This is a genomic window from Streptomyces sp. NPDC052016 (assembly GCF_044548445.1).
Classification (GTDB): domain Bacteria; phylum Actinomycetota; class Actinomycetes; order Streptomycetales; family Streptomycetaceae; genus Streptomyces.
The window spans coordinates 158,068-184,111 of record NZ_JBIUBX010000011.1; the positions used below are offsets into that span (position 1 = coordinate 158,068).

Consider the following 26,044-nt stretch of genomic DNA (forward strand, 5'->3'; position numbering starts at 1 on the left):
CTCGTCGAACGGGGAACGCCTACACGGGTCGTCGAACGCGGGACGCTGTAACGCGGGTAGTCGAACGCGGCACGCCGTACGCGGGTCGTCGACACGGGGCACCGGATGCGGTTCCTGGGCCACCGGGGTCGAACACGGTGGCGGTAGGACGGTGGTTCACCGGCGGCCCGCCGTCGGCACCGGTCCCAACGTCCGCAACGCCCACCGGTAGTGCCGTACCGCCTTCACCACGCCGATCAGACCTGTCAGCCACAGGATCGTGCCGATGCCCATGTCGAGGGTGACGTCGGCATACGTCGACCGGCCCGCTTGTGCGCCGGCCGCGGTGCCGAAGGACGTCCACAGGCCGGTCGCGGCGACGGCGAGGGAGGACAGCAGCCAGAAGAGGCTGAGGCCGGGGGAGCGCAGGCGGACGTCGGACACGGGGGCGCTGTCCAGTGCCAGCCAGGCGTCGAGGAGTTGACGGATCTGGTGGTCCCGGCGGACCGCGAGGACGACGGCGATGACGGAAGGGGAGAGCGACGCCAGGCCGAGGAGCGCGAAGACCGGACCGAGGAGGAACCCCGTCGGGTCCCTCTCCTCGAACTGCTGCACCGGCAGGACCAGCAACGACCATCCGATGATCGCCGCGAGTGCCAGCAGCCACAGCAGCAGCACCCGGTGCACTCCGAGGCTGTGCCGGTGCAGCTCCGTCAGCGCCAGCTCGCGGTCGGCCAGCAGCGTCGACCGGTCCGGCCAGGCGTGGATGTGCGGCGGGAAAGGAAGGGAGGGCGGCGTGGCGCGGGACATCGGTGCTCTTTCGGGCGGGCGGGCGAAGCGACGACGTACGACGCGGGGCGTTGCCGCGCGCGCCGAACCTACCGCGTCAACGTGCCCATGCCATGCTCCGATGCCCCGTCGTGGCGCGCTCACACCACCCGGGTCGCCCCCGCGTAGGGCATCTCGTCGAGGGGCGCCACGCGCACCGGGGCCGACGGGTTCGGTGCGTGGATCATCTTGCCGTCTCCGATGTAGAGGCCCACATGGGTGATGCCGGAGTAGAAGAAGACCAGATCGCCCGGGATGAGTTCGGAGCGGGCGACACGGCGGCCGGCGTCGATCTGGGCGTAGGTCGTGCGGGGAAGGGAGACGCCCGCGGAGCGGTACGCGGCCAGCACGAGCCCCGAGCAGTCGAAGGCGTTCGGGCCGGTCGCCCCCCACACATAAGGGCTGCCGAGCTTGGAGTAGGCGTAGGAAACGGCCGCTGCCGCACGGGAATGGGGAGCGGTGGTGGTCGCGGAACCGGGGGCGGGGAGACCGTCGCGGGCGCCGGCCGAGGCACGTGAGGCCCGGGTGTCCGCCGTTCCGCCCGCGTCCGCCTCGAGCCGGGCGCGCTCCTGCGCCGTCAGCTGGGACAACAGGCGGCGGGCCGCGTCCAGCTTGCCGGTGATCGTCTTCCTGTGCCGTTTGAGCTCCGCCTGCCGCGTCTCGAGGGAGGTGAGTTCGACGCGTGCGGCGCCGCGCAGCTGCTCGATCTCCCGCAGCTGCTTGCGGACGCGGGAGACGGCGGCGGACTGGCGGTCACCGGCGCGTTCGGCGAAGGCGGCGCCGTCGAGGTACTCATCGGGGTCGTCGGAGAGCGCCAACTGCATCGCGGGGTCGAGTCCGCCGCTGCGGTACTCCGCCGCCGCCATGGAACCCAGCGACTCCCGCGCCGTGTTGAGTCGTGCCGTCTTGCGGGCGGCCTCGTCCCGCAGGGCCGTCAGCCGCTGCTCGGCCGCCGTCGCCTTCTCCTGCGCGCCGTTGTACTTCTCGGTGGCGGCCTCCGCCTCCTGGTACAGCTTGTCGACCTTGGCCTTCACCTGCGCCGGTGTGGGCTTGGGCTCGGCGTGTCCGGTTCCGTCGAAGCCCGTCGCGCCCGCCGCGCCGGCGAGGGCGATGGTGGCCGCCGTGCGGACGGTATGGCCGCCGAGCGAGCGTCGGCCGGGCTTGCGATGTGCTGCCACGTGGGACTGCACGTCCTTTCGTACGACCGCCTCGTCGGTACGGCCATCAGGGGGTCCGGGCGGGGCCCGTGCCCGCCGGGGGAGCGGACGGTCGTACGGCCGCGGGGTGCGGCTGACGGGTCCGGCGGCGGCCCGCACGGGGGAGCGGGGCGCCGCCGGACCTTCTCGGCGGTGGTGGCCGACTGCCGCCCCTGGCCCGGGCGGCGGTGGGAGCCGGTCACCTGGGGGAGGACGCTAGGCCCCGCGGTGTCGGGTCGGTAACGGGATGTGCGGAAGTGATGCGTGCGGACTGCCCTCTGACCGGACGTGGTCGACGATCCGGTCCGGAGGCGTCGACTTCGTGCGGAGCGTTGACCGATACGGCGTCTTCGGGTCACATCCGGGCGGCGGGGTGCTATGGCGCGCATATATGCAGGGGGCGCCGCCGGGGGAGGGGCGGTGTCGGGCGGCGGCGGAGCGGCTGATTAGCATCCGGCTCCATGGACGTACTCATCCATTTCTTCGTCGGCCTGCACATCATCGGCATCGGCGCGCTCCTGGGTGGCTTCTTCACGCAGATGAAGGCGATGGGCCAGGGCACGGCCCGCTTCGTTCCCGCGATGCTGCACGGCGCGGCGACGATGCTGGTCACCGGTGTGATCCTGGTCGGCCTCAACCAGGCGGACGACCAGCCGGTCGACAACATCAAGATCGGCGTGAAGCTGGCCCTGCTGATCGTGATCCTCGGCCTCGTCTACGTGAAGCGGGACGACGAAAGGGTGGAGAAGCCCCTGTTCGGCCTGGTCGGCCTGTTGACCGTGGCCAACATCTTCATCGCGGTGCTCTGGACCTGACGGACGCGCGGGCGGCCAGGACCGCCCCCGCGGCGACGGCCAGCCATGCCGCCACCGCCATCCACAGCAGCACCTCCCCGGGGCCGTCCAGCCACGGGACGTCGACGGCGGCCCCGACGGACAGGGTGGCCGCCGCCGCCATGCCCATCGGGAACACCGTCGCCCAGCGGCGCACGTCGTAGCGCGGGCGCGGCCACAGCACCTCGGCGAAGAGCAGGACGGCGTAGCAGCCGAGGGTGAGGGCCAGCAGCGCGACGGTCATCGTGTGCAGAACGCCGTAGTTGTCCTGGTTCCACAGGTAGAGGCCGCCGCCCTCCGCCGCGAGGAGCCTCGCGGCCGCCAGCGCCGAGATGGCGAGCGCGCCGCCCGCCACCCAGTGGTCACCGGCGCCCTCGGCCACCTGCCGCACATCGAAACGGACCAGTGCGAGGCAGTAGAGCACCAGGCCGAACCAGAAGAGCACGAGCGCGGCGCGCGCGAGCCAGGCCTCCCCCTCGGCCCGCGCGAGCGTCGCGCCCAGCACAGCGAGTGCCTGTGTGGCCACACAACACAGGAACACCGTCCCGGACATACGCCGCGTCCAATGCCGTACGACGTCCGTCAGCAGCAGGGGCCACAGCACCGCCGCCAGCGCCAGCAGCGCCGCGGCGAGCGGCTGCGGGCCGAGCACGGAGATCCGCACGCCGAGCACGGCGGTCGCCGCGACGGCCGTGAGCGCCGCCGGCGTACCGGCCTCGGCCCGCCACCGTTCACGCATCCACAGCAGCCGTACGACGAAGTCCGCCGCCAGTGCCACCCACGCGGCGACCGTCGCCGCGAGCGCGATCCGGGACAGTTCCTCGTACCCCGCCAGGTGCAGAGCGATCGACAGGATGCCGGTCGCCATCACAGCGGCCCCGGCCGCCGACGGATGCCGCACCCACCAGGTGCGCAGAAGGGAGGACCAGGGCATGCCGCTGATGCTATGGAGCACGGGGCGGCTTGCGCGGGGGCACGCGCGCGGGGCGGGGAAATTACGCGCGGGCGCAGGAAGGGTCAGGCTCCCGGTGGGGGCGGGCCCGGTCCGTCAGGCCGGCCGGACCACGCTGTGGATCGACGACTCGCCGTCGTAGTACACCGACTCCTCCCGCACGTACGCCCCCGGCTTCGGCGCGTGGATCATCATGCCGTTGCCGATGTAGATGCCGACGTGGGTGACGTCGTCGTAGAAGAAGATCAGGTCGCCCGGCAGGGCGTTGGCGAGGGAGACGGTGGTGCCCGCGTCGACCTGGTCGTAGGTGGTGCGCGGGAGGGTGACGCCGGCGGCCTTCCAGGCGGCCTGGGTGAGGCCGGAGCAGTCGTAGGACTCAGGGCCCGTGGCGCCCCAGACGTACGGCTTGCCGATCTGGGCGCGGGCGAAGGCGAGCGCCTTCTCGGCCTTGGTGGCGTACGAGGCGTCCGAGGACGAGGAGGACGACGACGAGGACGACGTCGAGCCGCTCGTGTTCGAGGAGCTGTCGCTCTCCTGCCGCGCGGCCGCGGCCTCGGCCGCCTGCTGCTCCGCGAGTTCCGCGGCCTTGCGGGCGGCCTCCTGCTGCTTCTGCCGCTCGATCGCGGCGAGCCGCGCCTTCTCCTCCGCCGTCAGCTGCGACAGCAGCGCACGCGCGGTGCTGAGCTTCTTCTGGACGGTGGCCTTGGCGGTCTTGAGGTCGTTCTGCGAGTCGGTGAGCGTCGCGAGGCTCTGCGAGGCCTCCTGACGCTTCTTCATGGTCTCCGACTGCTCGGTGAAGTAGTCGTCGACCGCCCCCTTCTGCCGCTCGGTCAGCCGGCCCATCAGCTGCGTCCGGTCGAAGTAGTCCTGCGGGGAGTCCGCGAGCAGGAAGGTCGCCGTGTCGGGCGCGGAGGTGCCGGTGCGGTACTGGGCGGCGGCGAAGGAACCCAGCTGCTCCCGTGCTTCGTTGAGCTTCTGGGTGCGCTGGGCGACGTCGTCGAGGAGGGTGTCGACGCGCTTGCGCTGCTTGGTCGTCTTCTCCTTGGCGGCGTTGTACTTCTCGGTGGCCGACTCCGCCTGGCGGTAGAGGTCGTCGACCTTCTTCTCCACCTCCTCCAGGCTCGGCTTGCCGTCGGCGGACGGGGCGGCTTCGGCCGTCTGGGAGAGCAGGGCCACCGAGGTGAGAGCGGCGGTGGCGAGTGCGGGTGTGCGTATGCCTGCTACGCGCGTACCCGCGGGGCGCGGCTTGCGGTGCTGCGACGCCAAGGGAGGCGACTCCTTCCATCGTCCGCCTACCGGGTTAGCTGTCGGGTTCGGGCGGGTGCTTCGGAAGGGTTGCCCTACGGCCGCTTCCCCGAAGGGATGTCGGGCCGATTCACCCCAAGGTCTCGGTGGGTCCCCGGCTCCGGCTGCCGCGAGGGGGCGCGCCGGACTCGGCGGAGGCCGCGCGGCCCGGCGAGGTTCGCCGGTGGGGGTCGTACGGCCTGTCCGGCACGGTAGCCAACTCGTGTGGTCCCTGTGAAGGTTGATGGGTGATATGCCCGATACATTTTCGTGACCTTCGGTCAAGGCTTGGCTCCTGGTGATCACCCCGGGGGGATATGGGGCGACTGATCCGCATTTCCTCCACTGTGGAGACGTCCGCCCGCTTCCGGCGCCGGCTTCCCGTGCTTCACGGGCGCGAGCGGTGGTGACGCCGGGGGCGGCAGGGGTGCGGTGTGAGGGGCGCGGGAGCGTCGCGGACATGTCGACGGAAGCCCGGGTGCCGTCTTCCTGTGGGTGGGATGCGCCCCCATGAAGGTGCCGCACTCGGCAAGAGATCACCGGTGTTCGGTCGCTGGCCGCGTCGGCGGCCGATCGACTCTCGGCGGTCGGTCATGTTCTGTTGTCCGGACAAAGTGGCGCCTCCCGCACGTCGGCGTCTGTGTCCTTCACCACCTCCCGGGCAAGGCGTCCGACCCGCCTCCGGGCTGGGGGCCGATGCGCTGTGCGGTCGCGCCTCCGCGATGTTTCCGGGACGGCGGCGGGTTGTCGGTGGGGCACCCTAGACTCGGAGAGCGATGAGCAGCCTCTTTGACGACAGCTTCCTGGCGGACCTCCAGGCCCCGCGCGGCCACGAGGAGGAACCCCCGCCTCCGCCCGAGGACGATCACGCTCCGGAGTCGATCCCGGACGATCTGTTCGGCGGGAAGTTCGACGTGCCCCCGGACCGGGACGGCTACTACCGCGACGGTGCCCCGCGCCCGGCGATCGACGCGGCCGCGCTCCTGGAGGGGCTCAACGACAACCAGCGCGCCGCCGTCGTCCACTCCGGCACCCCTCTGCTCATCGTCGCCGGTGCCGGCTCCGGCAAGACGCGCGTGCTCACCCACCGCATCGCCCACCTGCTCGCCGAGCGCCATGTCCACCCGGGCCAGATCCTCGCGATCACCTTCACCAACAAGGCCGCGGGCGAGATGAAGGAGCGCGTCGAGCAGCTCGTCGGCCCGCGCGCGAACGCGATGTGGGTGATGACCTTTCACAGCGCGTGCGTGCGCATCCTGCGCCGCGAGAGCAAGAAGCTCGGCTTCACGTCGTCGTTCTCGATCTACGACGCCGCCGACTCCAAGCGCCTGATGGCCCTGGTCTGCCGCGACCTGGACCTCGACCCCAAGCGCTTCCCGCCGAAGTCCTTCAGCGCCAAGATCAGCAACCTGAAGAACGAGCTGATCGACGAGGAGGACTTCGCCGCCCAGGCCACCGACGGCTTCGAGAAGACCCTCGCCCAGGCCTACGCCCTCTACCAGTCGCGACTGCGCGAGGCGAACGCCCTCGACTTCGACGACCTGATCATGACGACGGTCAACCTGCTCCGCGCCTTCCCCGACGTCGCCGAGCACTACCGCCGCCGCTTCCGGCACGTCCTGGTCGACGAGTACCAGGACACCAACCACGCCCAGTACGCCCTCGTCCGCGAGCTCGTCGGGACCTCCGAGCACCCCGTCGACGTACCGCCCGCCGAGGACGACGTCCCGCCCGCAGAGCTGTGCGTGGTGGGCGACGCCGACCAGTCGATCTACGCCTTCCGCGGCGCGACCATCCGCAACATCCTCCAGTTCGAGGAGGACTACCCGGACGCGACGACGATCCTGCTGGAGCAGAACTACCGCTCCACCCAGACGATCCTCTCCGCCGCCAACGCGGTCATCGAGCGCAACGAGTCCCGCCGCCCCAAGAACCTGTGGACCAACGCGGGCACGGGCGCGCGCATCACCGGCTACGTCGCGGACACCGAGCACGACGAGGCACAGTTCGTCGCCGACGAGATAGACCGTCTCACGGACGCGGGCGAGGCGAAGGCCGGCGACGTCGCCGTCTTCTACCGCACCAACGCCCAGTCCCGTGTCTTCGAAGAGGTCTTCATCCGCGTCGGTCTGCCCTACAAGGTCGTCGGCGGCGTCCGCTTCTACGAGCGCAAGGAGGTCCGGGACGTCCTGGCCTACCTGCGCGTCCTCGCCAACCCGGAGGACTCCGTCCCGCTGCGCCGGATCCTCAACGTGCCCAAGCGCGGCATCGGCGACCGCGCCGAGGCGATGATCGACGCCCTGTCCCAGCGGGAGAAGATCAGCTTCCCGCAGGCGCTGAAGCGCGTAGACGAGGCGTACGGCATGGCCGCGCGCTCCACGAACGCCGTGAAGCGGTTCAACGCGCTGATGGAGGAGCTGCGCACGATCGTCGAGTCGGGCGCCGGCCCGGCGACGGTCCTGGAGGCCGTGCTCGAACGCACCGGGTACCTCGCCGAGTTGCAGGCCTCCACCGACCCGCAGGACGAGACCCGCATCGAGAACCTCCAGGAACTCGCCGCCGTGGCCCTGGAGTTCGAGCAGGAGCGCGGCGAGGGCGCGGCGACGCCAGGAGCTGCCGCCCCCGGGGGCACGCTGGCCGAGTTCCTGGAGCAGGTGGCACTGGTCGCCGACTCCGACCAGATCCCCGACGAGGACGAGGACGGCTCGGGCGTCATCACCCTGATGACCCTGCACACCGCCAAGGGCCTCGAATTCCCCGTCGTGTTCCTGACCGGCATGGAGGACGGCGTCTTCCCGCACATGCGCGCCCTCGGCCAGACCAAGGAGCTGGAGGAGGAGCGCCGCCTGGCCTACGTCGGCATCACGCGCGCGCGGGAGCGGCTCTACCTGACGCGGTCCGCGATGCGCAGCGCGTGGGGGCAGCCGTCGTACAACCCGCCCTCCCGGTTCCTCGAGGAGATCCCGGCCACGCATGTCGACTGGAAGCGGACGGGGGCGACCTCGCCGGTGTCCTCCGGTCCGGCGTCCGGGATCGCGGCCTCGCTGTCGTCGTCCCGCTCGCGTTCCTCGGCGGCCGGCGCGTCCGGTTTCGCCACGCGGCGGACCGCGGAGAAGCCGGTGGTCGCGCTGTCCGTCGGCGACCGTGTCACGCACGACCAGTTCGGGCTCGGCACGGTCGTCGCGGTGAAGGGCACGGGCGCCAACGCGGAGGCGAAAATCGACTTCGGCGACACCAAGCCGAAGCGGCTGCTGCTGCGGTACGCGCCGGTGGAGAAGCTGTAGCGGCCGACGCGCGGGCATGCCCCGCGCCCACGAAGTGAGCCCCCGCCGAACAGCGGGGGCTCGCGAGAGGGCCGGGACCTACGTCGGGTCGAGCCCGTGGCTGCGCAGCCACGACAGCGGATCGATCGACGAGCCCCCGCCCGGCCGGACCTCGAAGTGCAGGTGCGGACCGGTCGAGTTGCCGGAGTTACCGGAGTAGGCGATCGGGTCGCCCGCCTTCACCGTCGTACCGGAGGCGACGCGGTAGCTGGAGAGGTGGCAGTACCAGGTCTCCGTGCCGTCCTTCGCCGTCACGATCATCATGTTGCCGTAGGCGCTGTTCCACTGCGTGCGGACGGTTCCGTCGGTCGCGGCGAGCACCGAGGTGCCGTAGGAGACCGGGAAGTCGATACCGGTGTGCTGGGACATCCAGTTGACGCCGGACTGGCCGTAGTAGGCGCTCAGTCCGTGCCGGGCGACCGGGAGGGCGTACTTGGGGCGCAGCCGTTCCTTACGGGCCGCTTCCGCCGCCGCCTTCTTCTTCTCGGCCTCCTGCTGAGCCTTGAGGTCGATACGTTCCTGCGTCCGGCTGGCGCGGTCGGCGAAGGCGTCGGCCTCGGCGGTGAGGGTCTGGAGCTGCGCGTCCAGCTTGTTGTTGGCGGCGGACGGTTTCACCGCCTGCGCGTCCGAGGCGGTCGTCGACGTGTCCTTGTCGTCGCCGCTCAGCGTGCCGACCGAGGCCGCCGCGATGCCGGCGACGCCCATCACACAGGCCGAGGGCACGGCCACCGTCAGCAGCGCGGAGCGCTTCGGGGGCGTACGGCGGCGGGAGCGGCCGGCGTTGCGGGCGGCCGCGCGGGAGACCGGGGCCGGGGAGGCTTCCTCCTGGTCGTCGAGGAGGGGGAGCACGGAGACGGCGGGCAGCTCACCCGTGGTGGCCGACTCGCCTTCGTCCGTGGGGTGTTCCTCGTACCCGGCCTCGTCGTAGGCGGCCTGCTCGAAGGTGGCGGTGGCCTGCTGGTCGAAGGGCTGCTCGGCCGACTGCTCGTAATCGCCTGAATCCGCCGCGCAGTTGGCCGCGGTGGTTCCGTCGGAGTTCCACTGCGTGGCGTCGTAGGCGCCGGTGTCGAAGGCCTGCGTGCCCCATTCCCACTGCTGGGTCTGGTCGGCGGGCCCGCCGGACTGGTCGGGCTGGAGCCAGGCGCTCGCGTCCCACTGCCCGCTGGTGTCGACCGGCGCGGTCTGGTGCGGGATGGCCGCCACATGCTGGTCGCCCGTGGTCCAGGTGGTCGCGTCGTAGGCGCCCGTGTCGTAAGTGGCGTGGTGCTGGGCCGCGTACGGGTCGTAGTGCAGGGTCTGGTGGCTGCCCGTGGACCACTGCCCGCCGTCGTACGCACCCGTGGAGGTGCCGTCGGCCGGGAGGTCGCCGAAGAGGGGGTCGGCCGCGAAGTGGCCGGTGGTGTGTGCGCCGGTGTCATAGGCGCCGTAGCCGGTGGAGTCGCCGTACTGGGCTTCCTGGGAACCGTAGGACGCGTAGTGCGCGGAGTCGGCGTCGGAAGCCGGGGCCGGGGTGGTCAAAGTCCCCGACGGGTGACGATCGTTCACCAACTTCTCTCTCGCCTCGACAACAGGGGCTGCCAGAGCAGTGCGGCGACTGTACCCGGCGGTACGCGGGCACGACAATCTTCCGCAGGTTTCGTGCCCGCGGGAAAGGGGCAATCGGCCTTGTTTCGGGGGAGGGCGGACGCGAGTTTGGCCCTATGTTCGAAGAGTGTTCGAGTCTGGAAGGTTGTCGAGCGGCTGCCGGACGATCGTCGGGGGCCGCTACGGCGGCCTGATCGTCGTCAGGCCACCGTGAGGCCGTCGGTGTGCGCGGCAGGCGCGGGGGCCGTGTCGGATCCCGTTTCGTCAGCGTCCAGGGCCTGCCGTATGCCGGTCGCGACGGCCGGGTGTACGGGCAGGGCGAGGTGACCGATGCCGCTCACCTGCACGTTCTCCGTCACCAGGTCCGGGTGGTCGATACGCGCCGATTCCATCGGGTCCATCAGGTGGTCGAGGTCGCTCCAGAAGCTGACGAAGCGCGTACGGCAGCCGGGGGCGGGCTGGGACAGCTCCGCGATGACCTCGGAACCGGGGCGCATCTGGCGCACGATCGGGTGCGCGTTCGCCAAGGGGGCCACTCGGGTGCCCGCGTGCGGGGTGCCGAGCGTGACCAGCGTCCGCACCCGCGCGTCGCCGCCGAGTCGCTGCACGTAGTAACGGGCGATCAGCCCGCCGAGGCTGTGTCCCACGACGTCGATCCGGCTGCTGCCGGTGCGCTCGCAGATCTCCTCGATGTGCCGGCCGAACAGCTCGGCCGCGATGCGGATGTCACATGTGAGCGGTGAGTAGTTGAGCGACTCCACTCGGTGCCTGCCGTGTTGGGCGAGACTGCGGCGCAACAGGAGGAAGACGGAGCGGTTGTCGATGAATCCGTGCAGCAGGACGACGGGGGGCTGGGCCCGGGTCGGCAGCCGGGTCGGATCCTCCCCGAGGTCACCGGCGGCCAGTGCGGGCGCGGCCGGGGAGCGGCGCTCCTGTGCCATGCCGGAGGGGTAGAGGAGCAGATGGGCGGCGAGGATCGCGATGTCGAGGGCGGTCGCCTTCAGAAGGGCCACGGAAATCCCCGCCAGCTTGCACGGCAGGAGGCGCTGGCAGAACGGAAGAAGGGGCTGCACCATCCGCGTGACCTGCATGGCCGACCTCCTGTCGGCACGCCGGGGACGCCTCTGTCCCCCGTGCCCTCGTGGAAGTCGCGCCGAGGAGGTCGGCTCACTGCGCCGATGCGGAGCACCGCCACGGCGCGCGGCCTGCGGCGCGGTGGTGCGGCGACCTCGTTGCGGCTCCCGTGTTGCGCGAGTTCCCCCCGAGTTCCCCGAAAGAGGAGAAGGAACCGCGCGGTGGTGAACGTGTCCCATCATGTGATTTCCCCCTCGCTCCACACCGCGAAACTGCCGGTTGCGCGATGCTGGCGATAACGTTCGTTCACTTCCCCCGGCCGGTTTGGTGGTACGTCTCGGTACGCAGGGAATCGGTACGGATGGATGGAGTCGCTTCATGGAGGCAGTGATGGGTGTGGCAGCCGGTCCGATCCGCGTGGTGGTGGCCAAGCCGGGGCTCGACGGCCACGATCGTGGGGCCAAGGTGATCGCGCGGGCGCTGCGCGACGCCGGTATGGAGGTCATCTACACCGGGCTCCACCAGACCCCCGAGCAGATCGTCGACACCGCGATCCAGGAGGACGCCGACGCGATCGGCCTGTCCATCCTCTCCGGGGCGCACAACACGCTCTTCGCCGCCGTCATCGAACTCCTGAAGGAGCGGGACGCGGCGGACATCCTCGTCTTCGGCGGCGGGATCATCCCGGAGGCGGACATCGCGCCGCTGAAGGAGAAGGGCGTCGCGGAGATCTTCACGCCCGGGGCGACGACGGCTTCGATCGTGGACTGGGTGCGGGCGAACGTACGGCAGGCGGCGGAGGCGTAGCCGGAGGGTCGCGCGGGCGGTCTGGGGTCATTCCTCCTGAGGCGGTCTCGGGGCGGTGCTGGGCTGGTCCGGGGCGTGCTCGGACTGGTCCAGGGGCGGCGCCGGGACCGTGCGGGCCGTTCTGGGCCAGAGCTGGGGCGTGCGGGGCCTGGTCCCGGGCCCGCGCTGGGGTCGTGCGGGGCTGGTCCGGGTGGCCGTCTCCCGGGGCTGCCGTCCCGTAGGCCACCTGTAGCCCGAACGGGTTACTTTCTCGAAAGCCGGGCGGGCTGAGATCCCCGACGGGCTGGGGCCCCGACGGGCTAGTAGCGGCGGAAGGGTCGCAACCGGGGAATCGGCGGTGGCCGGCCGGCAGGTCCGGCGAACAGAGGCCTCCACGCGGGCCCTCCCCACGCAGGCCCGATCTAGACGGGGCTGATCGGGGCAGGCCCGACGTGGACGGGGCTGACCGGGGCAGGCCCGAACTCCTCGGCCATCACCGCCCGCAAGCGCAGGGTCGTGCCCAGCCGCTGGAACGCCTCCGCCCAGTAGCCGCCGGCCCCCGGCGACGCGTCCTCCGGTTCGTCCGGTACCGCCAGCAGGCCGTCGAGGCGCCCTGCCTCGGCCGGGTCGAGACAGCGTTCGGCCAGGCCCATCACCCCGCTGAAGCTCCACGGGTAACTCCCCGCGTCACGGGCGATGTTGAGCGCGTCCACCACTGCTCTGCCGAGCGGGGCGGCCCACGGCACGGCGCAGACCCCGAGCAGTTGGAACGCCTCGGACAGGCCGTGCGCCGCGATGAACCCGGCCACCCACTCGGCACGCTCGTCCGTCGGCAGGGTGCCGAGCAGCTTGGCCCGCTCGGCGAGGGAGACCGCGCCCGGTCCGCCCGCCTCGGGCGCGGACGGCACCCCCAGCAGCGCCCGCGACCAGTCGGCGTCCCGCTGCCGTACGGCGGCCCGGCACCAGGCCGCGTGCAGTTCGCTCTGCCAGTCGTCGGCCACCGGCAGGGCGACGATCTCCGCCGGCGTACGGCCGCCCAGCCGTGCCGGCCAGGAGGCAAGTGGGGCCGCCTCCACCAGCTGGCCGAACCACCAGGACCGCTCGCCGCGGCCGGAGGGCGCCTTGGGCACGACGCCGTCGCGCTCCATGCCCGCGTCGCACTCGTGCGGCGCCTCGACGACGAGCGTCGGCGTGGTCCGCGTGTGGTCGACGGCCACGCACGCGCCGGCCCGCACCGCCATCCGCGCGGCGAGCGCCGAGCCGGGCAGCGCCGACAACAATTCGGCGGCCGTGGCCCGGACGTTGCGGCTGCGGTCGGCCAGGGCCTCCTCCAGGAACGGCTCGTCCCGGGGCCCGAGTCCGGTGCGCAGCGAGTCGAGGAACATCAGCCGGTCCTCGGCCCGCTCCGTCGACCAGGTGGCGGCGAGCAACTCACGGGCGGCGTCCGGCTCACGGGCGCGTATCACCGCCAGGAGCGCCACCCGCTCGGCGAACAGGCCCTCCTGCCAGAGCAGGTCGATCCGGTCGGTCTCCTCCGGGCCCGGCAGCGACGCGCCCGAGCCCGGGGTCGAGCGCAGGGCGAAGCGCCAGTCCGGGTTGAGCCGGGCCAGCCACAAGGCGCGGGGACCCGCGAACTGTAGGGCCGCCGGGCGCAGGTCCGTCCGGCCCCGGGCCGCGTCGAGCAGCGCGGGGAGGGTCTCGGCGGGGGCGGCGAAGCCGCGGGCGTTCGCCGTCGCCAGCCACTGGGGCAGCAGTTCCATGAGATCCGGTGCGGTGCCCCTGCGGCCGCCTCCGCCGGTGCCGGGGCGGTCGGCCAGCAGCAGGGCGAGTCTGCGGGCCGCGGCGGCGGGCAGCTCCGGGCGCGGGTCCTCGGGCGCCGGCTCCGGCCGGGGCGCGGCCCGCCCGGGACGCAGGCCGGCCCGGCGCCGTACGGTTTCGGCGGCCGCCGCGTCGAGCAGGGCCGCGGGTGCGTCCCGGCCGGGGGTCACGCCCGCGGGCGTACGCCGGTCGGTGCCGAGGAGGGCGGCGGTGACCAGGTCCTCGTAGGCGGGCGGCGGGGCGGCGGCAGCCGAGGTGCCGTTCATGGGTTTCCCTTCCGTCCTGTGGGGGTGGCGTCCCTCGGGTGTTCTGGGTGGGGTGTGTCGCCAGGGGTGAGTGAGCTCTGTCGAGTGGGTGAGCCCTGCCAGGGAGCCCTCTGGAGTGGGTGAGCCCTCTTGTACCGGTGAGTCCTCTTGAGCGGGTGAGCTCTTTCGAGTGGGCGGGCCCGGGTGCCCCGGAGGGGCCGACGGGGGTGAAGTGCGCCGGTCAGCACAGGCGTACCGCCTTCCCTCGGCCCGTCGGCCATGCCGTCAGTGGTGTGAAGCCGCGGTGGCCGCACTCGCCGAAGACCTTGACCGGGGTGCCGCCCGACAGGGCGACCAGGCGCCACAGGCCGGGGCGTGAGGCCGCGGACGGGCTGATCGGGAGGGCGGTGTCCCCTCCGGCGTCCGCCAGCTGCCAGGAGTCGCCGTCGGGGGCGGGTATGACGTCGTCCAGGGTGACCGGGACGGAGTCCAGCCACGGGTCGTCGCGCAGCGCGGCGCCGTAGCGGGCGGCCGCCTCGGCTGTCGTCACCCCTGGTGGGCGGATGCCCGTGGGGGCGGGCGGGGCGAACTGCTCGCCCAGGGACACCCGGCGCTGCCCGGCGCCCGGATAGGCGGACATCTCCGCGTCCACGGCCAGACCGACCGGCAGGGCCAGTTCGGGCACGCGGCCGGCGGCGCCGTAGGAGAGGAGGAGGGCCGTGTGGTGGGAGGTCGTGCCGTGGAGCCAGATGCGGCGGGTCGTCAGTTTCGCGTCGGCGGTGTCGTACTGGGCGAGGACCAGCCAGTCGTCGCGCAGAGGCGGCCCGTCCGGTGAGGCGGGCAGGCCGATGCGGGTGCGGACCGTCGCCGCCAGGGCGTCCGGCAGACCGTCGCGGTGCAGCCAGCCCTGGTCGAGGAGGTGCAGCAGCGCGCACTCCTCCAGCAGGCGCACCGGCCAGCCGGGGCCGGACGACGGGATCGACCCCAACTCCCTGACGCGCGCCGCCAGTCCCGGGGCCTGGGCATCGACCATGCGGGCCGCCGTCTCCTCCCACATCCCGTAGCCCGCCTGCTCGGCCGTGGCCAGGCCGGAGCGCAGGAGGTCGGTCAACCGCTGCTCCAGCTCCGTCGCTCCCGCCGTGATCCGCTCGGCGCGGCGCTCCGCTCTCCGGCGGGCCGCCTCCGGATCGGCGGAGCCGGGCCCGGAACCAGGCGCGCCCGCCCCCCGTTTCTCCCGCGTGCGCCCGCGCCGCCCCGCGATCCACTCCTCGGCCCAGTCCGGCGTCTCCCCCACCGGCACCGCCCGCTCCCCACCGGACCACAGCAACAGCAGACCGAGCGCGTGCTTGCACGGGAACTTGCGGCTCGGACAACTGCACGTGTACGCCGGTGCCGAGCCGTCCGCGACGTCGACGACCGTCTGATACGGCCTGCTGCCGCTGCCCTTGCACAGCCCCCACACCGCCCCCTCGTCCGAACTCCCCGTCCCGGACCACGGACCGGCCACGCCGAGCCTGCTTCCCGCCTTGCGTGACGCGGCGTCAGGTGCCAGTGCCAGCACCTGGTCCGCGGTCCAGCGCACCCCCTGCTGAGTCATGCCCTCGAAGGTAGATCCACCCACTGACAATCGGCCCGGCGAGCGGCGGGGCACCACGCAGGGCACGAGGCAGGGCATGAGGCCGGAAAGCGTCGGGGCCGAAGGCCGGCAGGCGGTTCCGCAGGCGTCCCGGCGATCGCCGGTTCGGGCGTTTGCGCAGGTCGGGACGGATTGTCAGTGGCGTGGTGCACCGTGGACACCAGATCCGAACCGGCCGAGCTGGAGGGGGCCTCAGCCATGTCTGTGCCCGTCGACCCGACGTCCGTGGAACCGAATGTGAAGCAGCCCGTGGAGGCGCTGCGGCCGCACGCCGAGGACGCCTTCGCCGACGAGCTGGCCGCGCTGGCCGCTCAGGACGACCGCCCGCGCCCGGCCCGCTGGAAGCTGTCGCCGTGGGCGGTCGCCACGTACCTCCTCGGCGGCACCCTGCCGGACGGCACCGTGATCACACCGAAGTACGTCGGCCCGCGCCGCATCGTGGAGGTCGCCGTCACCACGCTCGCCACCGACCGGGCCCTGCTGCTGCTCGGCGTGCCCGGCACCGCCAAGACCTGGGTCTCCGAGCACCTCGCCGCGGCCGTCAGCGGCGACTCCACCCTGCTGGTGCAGGGCACGGCGGGGACCCCGGAGGAGGCGATCCGCTACGGCTGGAACTACGCACAGCTGCTCGCGCACGGGCCGAGCCGGGACGCGCTCGTGCCCAGCCCGGTCATGCGGGCCATGGCGGAGGGGATGACGGCACGGGTCGAGGAGCTGACCCGTGTTCCGGCCGACGTGCAGGACACCCTCATCACCATCCTGTCGGAGAAGACGCTGCCGATACCGGAGTTGGGGCAGGAGGTGCAGGCCGTCCGCGGCTTCAACCTCATCGCGACGGCCAACGACCGTGACCGCGGGGTCAACGAGTTGTCCAGCGCGCTGCGCCGCCGGTTCAACACGGTGGTGCTGCCGCTGCCGGAGAGCGTCGAGGCCGAGGTCGACATCGTGGCGCGGCGCGTCGAGCAGATCGGCCGCTCCCTGGAGCTTCCGGCCGGACCCGACGGCATCGACGAGATCCGCCGCGTGGTGACCGTCTTCCGTGAGCTGCGCGACGGGATCACGTCCGACGGTCGGACGAAGGTGAAGTCGCCGAGCGCCACCCTGTCGACGGCGGAGGCGATCTCCGTCGTCACCAACGGGCTCGCCCTGGCGGCGCACTTCGGGGACGGCGTGCTGCGACCGGGCGACGTCGCCGCGGGCATCCTCGGCGCCGTCGTCCGCGACCCGGCCGCCGATCGGGTGGTGTGGCAGGAGTACCTCGAGGCGGTGGTCCGCGAGCGGGACGGCTGGACGGACTTCTACCGGGCCTGCCGGGAGGTGAGCGCGTGAGCGGTATCGAGGGTGGGCAGGGGGAGTACCGGCCGGTGGCGCACGGGTCGGCGCGGTGCGCGCCACAGGGGGACGGCGACTCGACGTGGACCCGCAGGCGGGGCGGGTCGGGAACCGGCGGGCGCGTCGGGACGGGGACCCGTGGGCGAAGGGGAACGGGATGACGGGCGGGGTGCGGGCCGGCGGCCGGGTGCCCGGGGGGAGCGTCGGCGTGGGCCCGCGAGGTGCGGACGGTGAGGGGGACGGCGGCCGGATGCTCGCGGGCGCGGAGGGCGCGGAGGGCGCGGAGGGCGCGGAGGGCGACGGGGGAGCTGGCGCTCGGAACGCGGAGGTCGTCGGTGCCGAGGGGAGCGGTAGCCGGAGCGCCGGGGCCGTCGGCTTCGGCGGAAGCGGTCGTCGAGGTGCCGGCGGCCCGGACGGCGAGTGGGGCGGGGGTTCCCTCGGGGTGGGCGCCGGGGAGCCGGGCGGAAGGGGGATGGGCGCGGTGCCGTCCGATGGTCGCGGGAGTGCAGCGGGGCGGGTCCTGTTGCTGGGGGTGCGGCACCACGGGCCGGGGTCGGCCCGGGCCGTTCGGGGGGCGTTGGAGGAGGCGCGGCCGCGGGTCGTGTTGATCGAGGGGCCGTCGGAGGCCGACGCGCTGATCCCGCTGGCCGCCGACGAGGACATGCGGCCGCCGGTCGCGCTCCTGGCGCACGCCGTGGACGAGCCCGGACGCTCGGCGTTCTGGCCGATGGCCGAGTTCTCGCCGGAGTGGGTCGCGATCCGCTGGGCCCTGGAACACGGGGTTCCGGCCCGCTTCATCGACCTGCCGGCCACCCACACGCTGGCCGGGGACAAGGGGGTTGGGGCCGACGAGCGAGTAGAACAGGACCAGGGAGGAGACGGGGGCAGCGGAGGAGACGGGGGCAGGGAAGGAGACGGGGGCAAGGGGGAGCCGTCGGTCGACGGGCTGCGCGTCGACCCGCTCGCCGCCCTCGCCGACGCCGCCGGCTACGACGACCCCGAGCGCTGGTGGGAGGACGTCGTCGAACACCGGGGCGGGGGGCGGCGGGACCCGTTCGCGCCCTTCGCCGCGCTCGAGGAGGCCATGGAGGTCCTGCGGGAGACGTACGGCGACGCGGGCAGCGACCGGGACTCCGTGCGTGAGGCGTACATGCGGCTCCAGGTGCGGGCGGCGCAGCGGGAGTTCGGCGACGGGGGCGTGGCCGTGGTGTGCGGGGCGTGGCATGTACCCGCGCTGCGGCGGAGGACCACCGTGGCCGCCGACCGGGCGCTGCTGAAGGGGCTGCCCAAGGTCAAGGCCGACCTGACGTGGGTGCCGTGGACGTACCGCAGGCTGGCGAGGGCCGGGGGGTACGGCGCCGGGATCGAGTCGCCGGGCTGGTACGGGCATCTGTTCGCCGCCCCGGACCGGCCGGTCGAGCGGTGGCTGACCAAGGTGGCGGGTCTGTTGCGCGAGGAGGACCGGATCGTGTCCCCGGCGCACGTCATCGAGGCGGTACGGCTGGCCGAGACGCTCGCCGCGCTGCGCGGCCGGCCGCTGCCCGGTCTGAGTGAGACGACGGACGCCGCACGGGCGGTGTTGTGCGAGGGCTCGGACGTGCCGCTGGCGCTGGTGCACGACCGGCTGGTGGTCGGGGACGTGCTGGGGGAGGTGCCGCCCTCCGCGCCCGCGGTGCCGTTGCAGCGCGACCTGGACCGGCTGCAGCGCCGGCTGCGGCTCAAGCCGGAGGCGCGGGAGCGGGAGATGGAGTTCGACCTGCGCAAGGAGACCGATGCCGAGCGCAGCAGACTCCTGCACCGGCTGCGGCTGCTGCACGTCGGGTGGGGGGAGCCGACGGCCTCGCGGGGCAGCACCGGCACGTTCCGGGAGACGTGGCGGCTGCGCTGGGAGCCGGAGTTGTCCGTGCGGGTGGCCGAGGCCGGTGTGTGGGGGACGACGGTGCTCGCCGCCGCGACCGCGAAGGCGGAGGCGGACGCCGTCGGTGCGCGCGGCCTCGCCGAGGTGACCGCGCTCGCCGAGCGCTGCCTCCTGGCCGGTGTGCCGGACGCGTTGCCGACGGTGATGCGGGTCCTCGCCGACCGCGCGGCGCTCGACACGGACGTCGGCCACCTCGCCCAGGCGCTGCCCGCCCTGGTCCGCTCCCTCCGCTACGGCGACGTGCGCGGCACCGACACCGGTGCGCTGGCCGACGTCGCCGCGGGCCTCGCCGAGCGGGTCTTCGTCGGCCTGCCCCCGGCCTGCGCCGCGCTGGACGCCGACGCGGCCGACGAGATGCGGGGCCATGTGGAGGCGGTGCACGGGGCGGTGGCGTTGCTGGCGGAGGCGCTCGGTCCGGGAGAGGGCCCGCAGCACACCTCCGCCCGACGCCACGGCGACCTGCGGGGACGTTGGCGGGGTGTCCTCCGGGTGCTGTCCTTGCGGGACGCCGTGGCCGGTGTCATCCGGGGGCGGGCCGTGCGGCTGCTGCTGGACGAGGGGGAGCTGAAGGGCGACGAGGCCGCCCGGCTCATGGGGCTGGCCCTGTCGCCGGGTACGCCGCCGGGGGAGGCGGCCGCCTGGATCGAGGGCTTCGTCGGCAGCGGCTCCGGTGGCGGGCTGCTCCTGGTCCACGACGAGCGGCTGCTCGGCTTGGTCGACGGGTGGCTGACAGGGCTGTCGGCGGAGGCGTTCACGGACGTACTGCCGCTGCTGCGGCGGACGTTCTCGGCGTACGAGGCGGGGGTGCGCAGAACGCTCGGGGAGCTGGTGCGGCGCGGGCCAGGGGAGCGGGGGAGCGCGGTGGGGGCGGGCTTCGTGAGACCCGGTTTCGCGGCCGAACCCGACGCGGGACGCGCGGACGCCGTTCTGCCCGTGGTGCGGTTGCTGCTGGGGCTGGACACGGCCGGGCAAGTGCGGGACGACAACGACCTTCTGGAGGTGGACGGATGACCATCGAGTCGACCGGCGCGACCTGGCCCGGTGGCACCGGGCCTACCGGGACCACCCAGCCCACCGGTTCCAGCAGGGCGATAAGGGCCTCCGACGCCTCCGACGCCTCCGACGCCTCCGACGCCTCCGACGCCTCCGACGCCACCGGCGCGACCGAGACGGCCGGGAGGCCCGCGCCCGCGGGTAGGACCGGCCCCGCGGAGAGCACCGAGACCGCCGCGGGCACCAAGATCACCGCGAGCAACGGAACCGCCGGGGTGGCAGGGACGGCAGGAATGCCCGGGCCGGCGGACGTGGGCCAGGAGCGGCTGCGGCGCTGGCGGCTCGTGCTCGGCGGTGACGAGGCGGACGGCACCGGGTGTGCGCTGTCCGGGCGGGACGCCGCCATGGACGGGACGCTCGCCGCGCTCTACGGAAAGCGGGAGGGACCGCGGACGGGACGGGACCGTTCGGCGGGGCTCGGGGCGTCCGCGCCGTCGGTGGCGCGCTGGCTCGGGGACATCCGCACGTACTTCCCTTCCTCGGTGGTGCAGGTCATGCAGCGGGACGCCATCGACCGGCTCGGGCTGGCCACGCTGCTGCTGGAGCCGGAGATGCTGGAGGCGGTCGAGGCGGACGTGCACCTCGTCGGCACGCTGATCTCGCTCAACAAGGCGATGCCGGAAACGACGAAGGAGACGGCACGGGCCGTCGTGCGCAGGGTCGTCGAAGACCTGGAGAAGCGGCTGGCCACCCGCACCCGGTCCACCCTGACCGGCGCCCTCGACCGCAGCGCCCGCGTCACCCGCCCGCGCCATCGGGACATCGACTGGCACCGCACGATCGCCGCCAACCTCAAGCACTACCTCCCCGAGCACCGCACGGTCGTGCCGGAGCGGCTGGTGGGGTACGGCCGGGCGTCGCGGTCCGTGAAGAAGGAGGTGATCCTCTGCGTCGACCAGTCGGGGTCGATGGCGGCGTCCGTGGTGTACGGCTCCGTGTTCGGAGCCGTACTGGCCTCCATGCGGTCGATCAGCACCCGGCTCGTCGTCTTCGACACGGCGGTCGCCGACCTCACCGACCAGCTCGACGACCCGGTCGACGTCCTGTTCGGCACGCAACTCGGCGGCGGCACCGACATCAACCGGGCGCTGGCGTACTGCCAGTCGCGGATCACCCGACCCGCGGACACCGTGGTGGTGCTGATCAGCGACTTGTACGAGGGAGGCATACGGAACGAGATGCTGAAGCGGGTCGCGGCGATGAAGGCGTCGGGGGTGCAGTTCGTGGCGCTGCTCGCGCTGTCGGACGAAGGGGCGCCCGCCTACGACCGTGAGCACGCGGCCGCGCTCGCGGCGCTCGGCGCGCCGGCGTTCGCCTGCACGCCCGACCTGTTCCCGGAGGTGATGGCCGCCGCGATCGAGAGACGTCCGCTGCCCGTGCCCGAGGGGGGAGTAGGGGCAGGGGCACACGAGCGCGGATGACACACGACGACTTGTGGACAGACCAGCGCCAAACGGGACATGACTACCCATCGGTAAGGGGGGCTTGCGCAACCTCCGGAGTCCCGTGCAAGGATCGACGCCTCGCTTCAGCTCGTTCGTCACACGGGAGGATCCTCCCTCTTGGCCTGGCCCGCCGCTCTCTCCGGTGCCGCTCTGCGCGTCCTGCGCTCGGCGGCCGGGCGGCGTGCGCTGCACGGCGTGCTCCTGGTGGGCGGGTTGTTCGCGCTCGGGATCCTCTTCGGCGGGCAGGCGCAGGCGGCTGACGGGGCCTCGGCACCGACGGCCTCCCCTCCGCAGCTGTCGCTCCCGGCACCGACGGCGACCGACGCCAACGCAGGCGCCGAGGCCGGGACCGCTCCGCCGACGCCCTCGATTCCCGTGGGCGCCAAGGTCGTGCGGTCGACCGGTGAGCTCGTGGCGGCGGTGACCGAAGAACTGGCCGAGGCGCAGGTGGACGTGCCGTCCGTGGCCTCGCCGTCCGTGCCGCTGTCGAGTGTGCCGACGCGGCCGTCGCTGCCCTCGCTGCCTTCCTTCCCGGAACTGCCGGACGCGCCGGAACTGCCGTCGCTGCCCTCCCTGCCGACGCTTCCCGGGGAGCAGCAGGGCGGGACGCTGCCGGCGCCGGGAGCGTCGACTCCCGAGCCGGGCTCCGCCGTCACGCCGTCCCCGGACCGGCACGGAACCGCCGTCGCGGCGGTCACGTCGCCGTACGGGCCGCGGGGTGCCATGGGCACGGCCGAGGCGGGTGCTGCGGTGGGACACGGCGACGACCACCGGGCCGCGCACCTGGGTCAGGCGCCCGCGCACCGGGCGCCCGCCGAGGGGCCCCACGGCGCACTGGGCAACGCCCCGGTGGCCGACAGCGGTTCGCCGCGCCATGGTGACGCGCACGCCGTCACGCCGTACGACCACGTGCCGCTGCGGCTGGTGCCCGGCGGAGCCGTGGGTACCGACGCGGCCGAGACGCAGGACAGGTACCGGGACATTCCCGTCTTCCCCGGCTAGGGCAGACCTTCCCCCCGTAGACCTGCCGCGCGGGGGCGGACACAGGTCTGCCCGCCCGCCCGGAGCCCCTCCCCTCTCCGGCGCCGGGATCGTCCCCAAACCTTCCGAAGTCTCGGAACCTCTAAGGATCTGACGTACGCATGAACAAGAACATCCGTCGTTCCATCGTCATAGCCGCCGGTGTCACCGGTGCCTGGGCCCTCGGCTCGACCGCGGCCGGCGCCGACGAACTGCCCGCCTCGTCCCTCACCCTGCCGGACGCGACCGCCGGGGCCGACGACACGCTCGGCGCGGTCACGGACACCGTCTCCACCACGCTCACGGACACCGTCTCCGGCCTCACGGGCGACCCAGTCTCCGACGTCACCGCCACCGGCGCCGTTGACGGCGTCGCCCGGACCGCCAAGGTCCCCGGCAAGGCGGCGGAGTCCAGGATCCGCGGTGCGGAGGCCATCCAGGGCGCCCGGGCGGCGCGGGCCGCCACCGCCGAGGCCGAGGTGAAGGCCCGTTCCCAGGCGGCGTCCGCGGCCGAGGCCGCCACCGCCCGGACCACCGGCACGGTGGCCACCGCCGCCTCCGGCGCCGCCACCCCGGCCGACCCGACGGACGGGAACGCCGTCGACTACCTCTTCGGCCCCCTCTGCGCCTTCGCCCCGGAGCTCGAGAAGGCGCTCGCCGCGGCCCAGACGAAGCTCGCGGGCGCCCAGACGGCGGCGCGTACGCAGGCGCAGGGCGTCGACGGCGTCGTACGGACGAAGGCGCAGCACGTGGCCGTGGGCGCGGGCCGTACGGCCGCGGGCGTGGGGGGCGCGGTGTCGGGAGCCGAGGGCCGTGCGGCGGCTGTGGGCGGGACCGCCACGACCGCGGCCGGCGTCGGTGCGAGTGCGGCGCAGGGCACGGTGTCCGCCGTTCCGGCCCACGTCCTCGGCACCGTCGGGGCCGTCCCCGGGACGGTCACGCCGGTCGTCGAGGAGACGGCCGCCGCGGTCGTCCCGCCGGTGGCCGGCTCCGCCGTGCAGGGGGTGCTGCCCATCGCCACCGACGCGGTGCACGGGGTCACCCCGGTCGCGGGGCGGGCGGTGGCGGGTGTCGCCCCCGCCGCCGGGCACGCCGTGGGCGCGGCGACCGCGCTGGCCCAGGGGGCGGTCGCCGACGTCCGGACGATCGCGGACGGTGCCGTGCAGGGCCTGCGGCCGGTCGTCGGCGGTGTCGTGGCGGACGTTCCGCCGTATGCCACCGGGCTGGTCGGCGAGGTCGCCCACGACACCACCGAGGCCGTCCTGCCGCCCGTCGCGCACACCGCCGTGCGGGGCGCCGTGCCGGTCGCCGGCCAGGCGGTCGCGGACGCCGGGGCGCTGGCGTACGGAGTCGGCGGCGACGCGGGCTTCTTCGCACAGGGGGTGACCGGCACCGCGGGCAGCCTCACGCATGGCCTGACCGACACGGTCGACCACCTCGCGCACGGCGTGACCGGCAGCGTCGACGGCTTCGCCCACGGGGTGACCGGCACGGTCGGCGGCTTCGCGTACGGCGTGACCGGCACGGTCGACGGCTTCGCGGGTGACGTGACGGCTCCTGTCGTCCCCTTCGCCCACGAGGTGACGGCTCCTGTCGTCTCCCTCGCCCAGGAGGTGACGGCTCCCGTCGCCCCCTTCGCCCAGCAGGTGACGGCCCCTGTCGGTCCCTTCACCCAGGACGTGACCGGCTTCGCCGGCGGCTTCGCCCACGACGTCAACGGCGCAGCCGACGGGTTCGCCCACGACACCACCGGCACCGTCGGCGGCTTCGCTCACGGTGTGACGGCCCCCGTCACCTCCGTCACGCAGGACCTGACCGGCTCGGCGACGGCCTTCGCCCACGACCTGACGGGCACCGTCGGATCGACGGCCCAGCCGCTGGCCGGACACGCCGTCACCGGCGTCACCGGCATCGCCGAGGCGGTCGCCCCCGCCTCCGTGCAGAACGCGGGCGCCACGGCCGCGAACCACCGCGTCTGAAGCCGGACCGTGCCGAGTCCGGACCGTTTTCGCCGGATGCCCACCACACTCGGGCCAGGATCCGCACCGGTGCCGTGAACGGCGGCACCGGAGTCGTGCGGAACCGCGCGCCCTCCCCGCGCGCCCAATGGGTGCACGGGAGCATGCCTCCGCCGGGCCGAAGGCCCCGGACGGCCGAAAGCCGTCGGACACGTCCGGCCGTAGGCCCGGCGGAAGGGGCCGGATCGTCCTCATTGGGGTGAGGACGATCCGCCCCGAGCCCCTTCGGGGCTGCTCACGGGGTCTCACCGGGTCAACCCCAGCCCGGTGAGGCCCCTCACCTGCGGCACGGGGTGCCAGTGATCCCGGCATCATGTGACAGGTATCACCGCTCAGGTGTGACTCGCGATTTAGAGGGCTCCCGGAAGCAGCGATAACCTGCGAGACGGACATGCCGCGCGCTCGGACACCGTGTGCGCTTCCCCTGTGACACATGCGGTCGTCACGTTGCCCTTCGCGGCACGCCCACGCATCCAACGAACCGCGAGATCACTGATAGGGACGGAAGCGCGTGGACCTGTTCGAGTACCAGGCGAGGGACCTCTTCGCCAAGCACGATGTACCGGTGCTGGCCGGTGAAGTCATCGACACGCCTGAGGCGGCGCGCGAGATCACCGAGCGTCTGGGCGGCAAGTCCGTCGTCAAGGCGCAGGTGAAGGTCGGTGGTCGCGGCAAGGCCGGTGGCGTCAAGCTGGCCGCCACCCCGGACGAGGCCGTCGCCCGCGCGACGGACATCCTCGGCATGGACATCAAGGGCCACACGGTCCACAAGGTGATGATCGCCGAGACCGCTCCGGAGATCGTCGAGGAGTACTACGTCTCCTTCCTCCTCGACCGTGCCAACCGCACCTTCCTCTCCATCGCCTCCGTCGAGGGCGGCATGGAGATCGAGGAGGTGGCGGCCACCCGCCCGGAGGCCGTCGCCAAGACGCCGATCGACCCGATCGACGGCGTGGACGAGGCCAAGGCCCGCGAGATCGTCGAGGCCGCCAAGTTCCCGGCCGAGGTCGCCGACAAGGTCGTGAACGTCCTCGTCAAGCTGTGGGACACCTTCATCAAGTCGGACGCCCTCCTCGTCGAGGTCAACCCGCTCGCGAAGGTCGCCTCCGGTGACGTCCTCGCCCTCGACGGCAAGGTGTCGCTCGACGACAACGCCGAGTTCCGTCACCCCGAGTACGAGGAGCTCCACGACAAGGCCGCGGCCAACCCGCTCGAGGCCGCCGCCAAGGAGAAGAACCTCAACTACGTCAAGCTCGACGGTGAGGTCGGCATCATCGGCAACGGCGCGGGTCTCGTGATGAGCACCCTGGACGTCGTCGCGTACGCCGGTGAGAAGCACGGCAACGTCAAGCCCGCCAACTTCCTCGACATCGGCGGCGGCGCCTCCGCGCAGGTCATGGCGAACGGTCTCGAGATCATCCTCGGCGACCCGGACGTCCGCTCCGTCTTCGTCAACGTCTTCGGCGGCATCACCGCCTGCGACGAGGTCGCCAACGGCATCGTGCAGGCCCTGAAGCTGCTGGAGGACCGCGGCGAGGAGGTCACCAAGCCGCTCGTCGTCCGCCTCGACGGCAACAACGCCGAGCTGGGCCGGCAGATCCTCACCGACGCCAACCACCCCCTGGTCCAGCGCGTCGACACCATGGACGGCGCGGCCGACAAGGCCGCCGAGCTGGCCGCAGCCGCCAAGTAAGCACCTAGGACGAGGACACCAACAACC

The 26,044-nt window shown here is 73.1% G+C and carries 17 protein-coding genes and 1 riboswitch; of the genes, 9 read left to right on the plus strand and 8 right to left on the minus strand.

The features are described 5' to 3' along the window. Positions 1-156: 156 nt before the first annotated feature. A complete protein-coding gene (locus ACIHAR_RS16055) occupies positions 157-789 on the minus strand; it encodes a hypothetical protein (protein ID WP_365461852.1) in 633 nt (210 codons plus the stop codon). Positions 790-908: 119 nt separating this feature from the next. Then, a complete protein-coding gene (locus tag ACIHAR_RS16060) occupies positions 909-1,985 on the minus strand; it encodes an NlpC/P60 family protein (protein ID WP_400019831.1) in 1,077 nt (358 codons plus the stop codon). Between the two features lie 479 nt (positions 1,986-2,464). Here ACIHAR_RS16060 and ACIHAR_RS16065 point away from each other — a divergent pair, with 479 nt between their 5' ends. Continuing rightward, on the plus strand, positions 2,465-2,818 hold the full coding sequence (locus ACIHAR_RS16065; RefSeq protein ID WP_365461849.1) for a hypothetical protein: 354 nt from the start codon (positions 2,465-2,467) through the stop codon (positions 2,816-2,818). Here ACIHAR_RS16065 and ACIHAR_RS16070 read toward each other — a convergent pair. Then, a complete protein-coding gene (locus ACIHAR_RS16070) occupies positions 2,796-3,770 on the minus strand; it encodes a tellurite resistance/C4-dicarboxylate transporter family protein (protein ID WP_400019833.1) in 975 nt (324 codons plus the stop codon). The genes ACIHAR_RS16065 and ACIHAR_RS16070 overlap by 23 nt on opposite strands. 114 nt (positions 3,771-3,884) lie before the next feature. Further along, positions 3,885-5,054, minus strand: a complete 1,170-nt coding sequence (locus ACIHAR_RS16075) for an NlpC/P60 family protein (protein WP_365461845.1) — start codon at positions 5,052-5,054, stop codon at positions 3,885-3,887. Between the two features lie 7 nt (positions 5,055-5,061). After that, a riboswitch (cyclic di-AMP (ydaO/yuaA leader) is annotated at positions 5,062-5,237 on the minus strand. A gap of 611 nt (positions 5,238-5,848) precedes the next feature. On the opposite strand from ACIHAR_RS16075, the gene pcrA reads away from it, so the two are divergent. Continuing rightward, on the plus strand, positions 5,849-8,356 hold the full coding sequence (gene pcrA / locus ACIHAR_RS16080) for a DNA helicase PcrA (protein ID WP_400019836.1): 2,508 nt from the start codon (positions 5,849-5,851) through the stop codon (positions 8,354-8,356). Between the two features lie 78 nt (positions 8,357-8,434). Here the strand turns inward: pcrA and ACIHAR_RS16085 are convergent, their stop codons facing one another. Together ACIHAR_RS16085 and ACIHAR_RS16090 are read right to left on the minus strand one after the other, a co-directional pair. Next, complete coding sequence (locus ACIHAR_RS16085) at positions 8,435-9,940, minus strand: M23 family metallopeptidase (RefSeq protein ID WP_400019838.1); 1,506 nt, start codon at positions 9,938-9,940, stop codon at positions 8,435-8,437. 239 nt (positions 9,941-10,179) lie between these two features. Further along, entirely contained in the window at positions 10,180-11,070 is an 891-nt protein-coding gene (locus ACIHAR_RS16090) for an alpha/beta fold hydrolase (protein ID WP_365461840.1), read from the minus strand. Between the two features lie 373 nt (positions 11,071-11,443). Between ACIHAR_RS16090 and ACIHAR_RS16095 the strand changes: the two genes are divergently transcribed. After that, a complete protein-coding gene (locus tag ACIHAR_RS16095; protein WP_365461924.1) occupies positions 11,444-11,860 on the plus strand; it encodes a cobalamin B12-binding domain-containing protein in 417 nt (138 codons plus the stop codon). Between the two features lie 401 nt (positions 11,861-12,261). Here the strand turns inward: ACIHAR_RS16095 and ACIHAR_RS16100 are convergent, their stop codons facing one another. Next, positions 12,262-13,923 (minus strand): DUF5691 domain-containing protein, encoded by a 1,662-nt coding sequence (locus ACIHAR_RS16100; protein WP_400019840.1) that lies wholly within the window; start codon positions 13,921-13,923, stop codon positions 12,262-12,264. Positions 13,924-14,143: 220 nt separating this feature from the next. Then, the gene (locus ACIHAR_RS16105) at positions 14,144-15,499 is read right to left on the minus strand and encodes an SWIM zinc finger family protein (RefSeq protein ID WP_400019842.1); all 1,356 of its coding nucleotides are present in this window, start codon (positions 15,497-15,499) and stop codon (positions 14,144-14,146) included. A 237-nt stretch (positions 15,500-15,736) separates the two neighbouring features. Here ACIHAR_RS16105 and ACIHAR_RS16110 point away from each other — a divergent pair, with 237 nt between their 5' ends. The 6 genes from ACIHAR_RS16110 (at position 15,737) to sucC (ending at position 26,017) form a co-directional block, all read left to right on the plus strand. Next, entirely contained in the window at positions 15,737-16,867 is a 1,131-nt protein-coding gene (locus ACIHAR_RS16110) for an AAA family ATPase (RefSeq protein ID WP_400019844.1), read from the plus strand. Between the two features lie 475 nt (positions 16,868-17,342). Then, entirely contained in the window at positions 17,343-19,799 is a 2,457-nt protein-coding gene (locus ACIHAR_RS16115) for a DUF5682 family protein (RefSeq protein WP_400019917.1), read from the plus strand. Positions 19,800-20,074: 275 nt separating this feature from the next. Beyond that, the gene (locus ACIHAR_RS16120) at positions 20,075-21,262 is read left to right on the plus strand and encodes a VWA domain-containing protein (RefSeq protein ID WP_365461920.1); all 1,188 of its coding nucleotides are present in this window, start codon (positions 20,075-20,077) and stop codon (positions 21,260-21,262) included. Between the two features lie 141 nt (positions 21,263-21,403). Next, positions 21,404-22,288, plus strand: a complete 885-nt coding sequence (locus ACIHAR_RS16125) for a hypothetical protein (RefSeq protein WP_365461833.1) — start codon at positions 21,404-21,406, stop codon at positions 22,286-22,288. 140 nt (positions 22,289-22,428) lie between these two features. After that, complete coding sequence (locus tag ACIHAR_RS16130; protein WP_400019846.1) at positions 22,429-24,285, plus strand: hypothetical protein; 1,857 nt, start codon at positions 22,429-22,431, stop codon at positions 24,283-24,285. Positions 24,286-24,835: 550 nt separating this feature from the next. Then, positions 24,836-26,017, plus strand: a complete 1,182-nt coding sequence (sucC, locus tag ACIHAR_RS16135) for an ADP-forming succinate--CoA ligase subunit beta (RefSeq protein WP_365461830.1) — start codon at positions 24,836-24,838, stop codon at positions 26,015-26,017. The last annotated feature ends 27 nt before the right edge of the window (positions 26,018-26,044 follow it).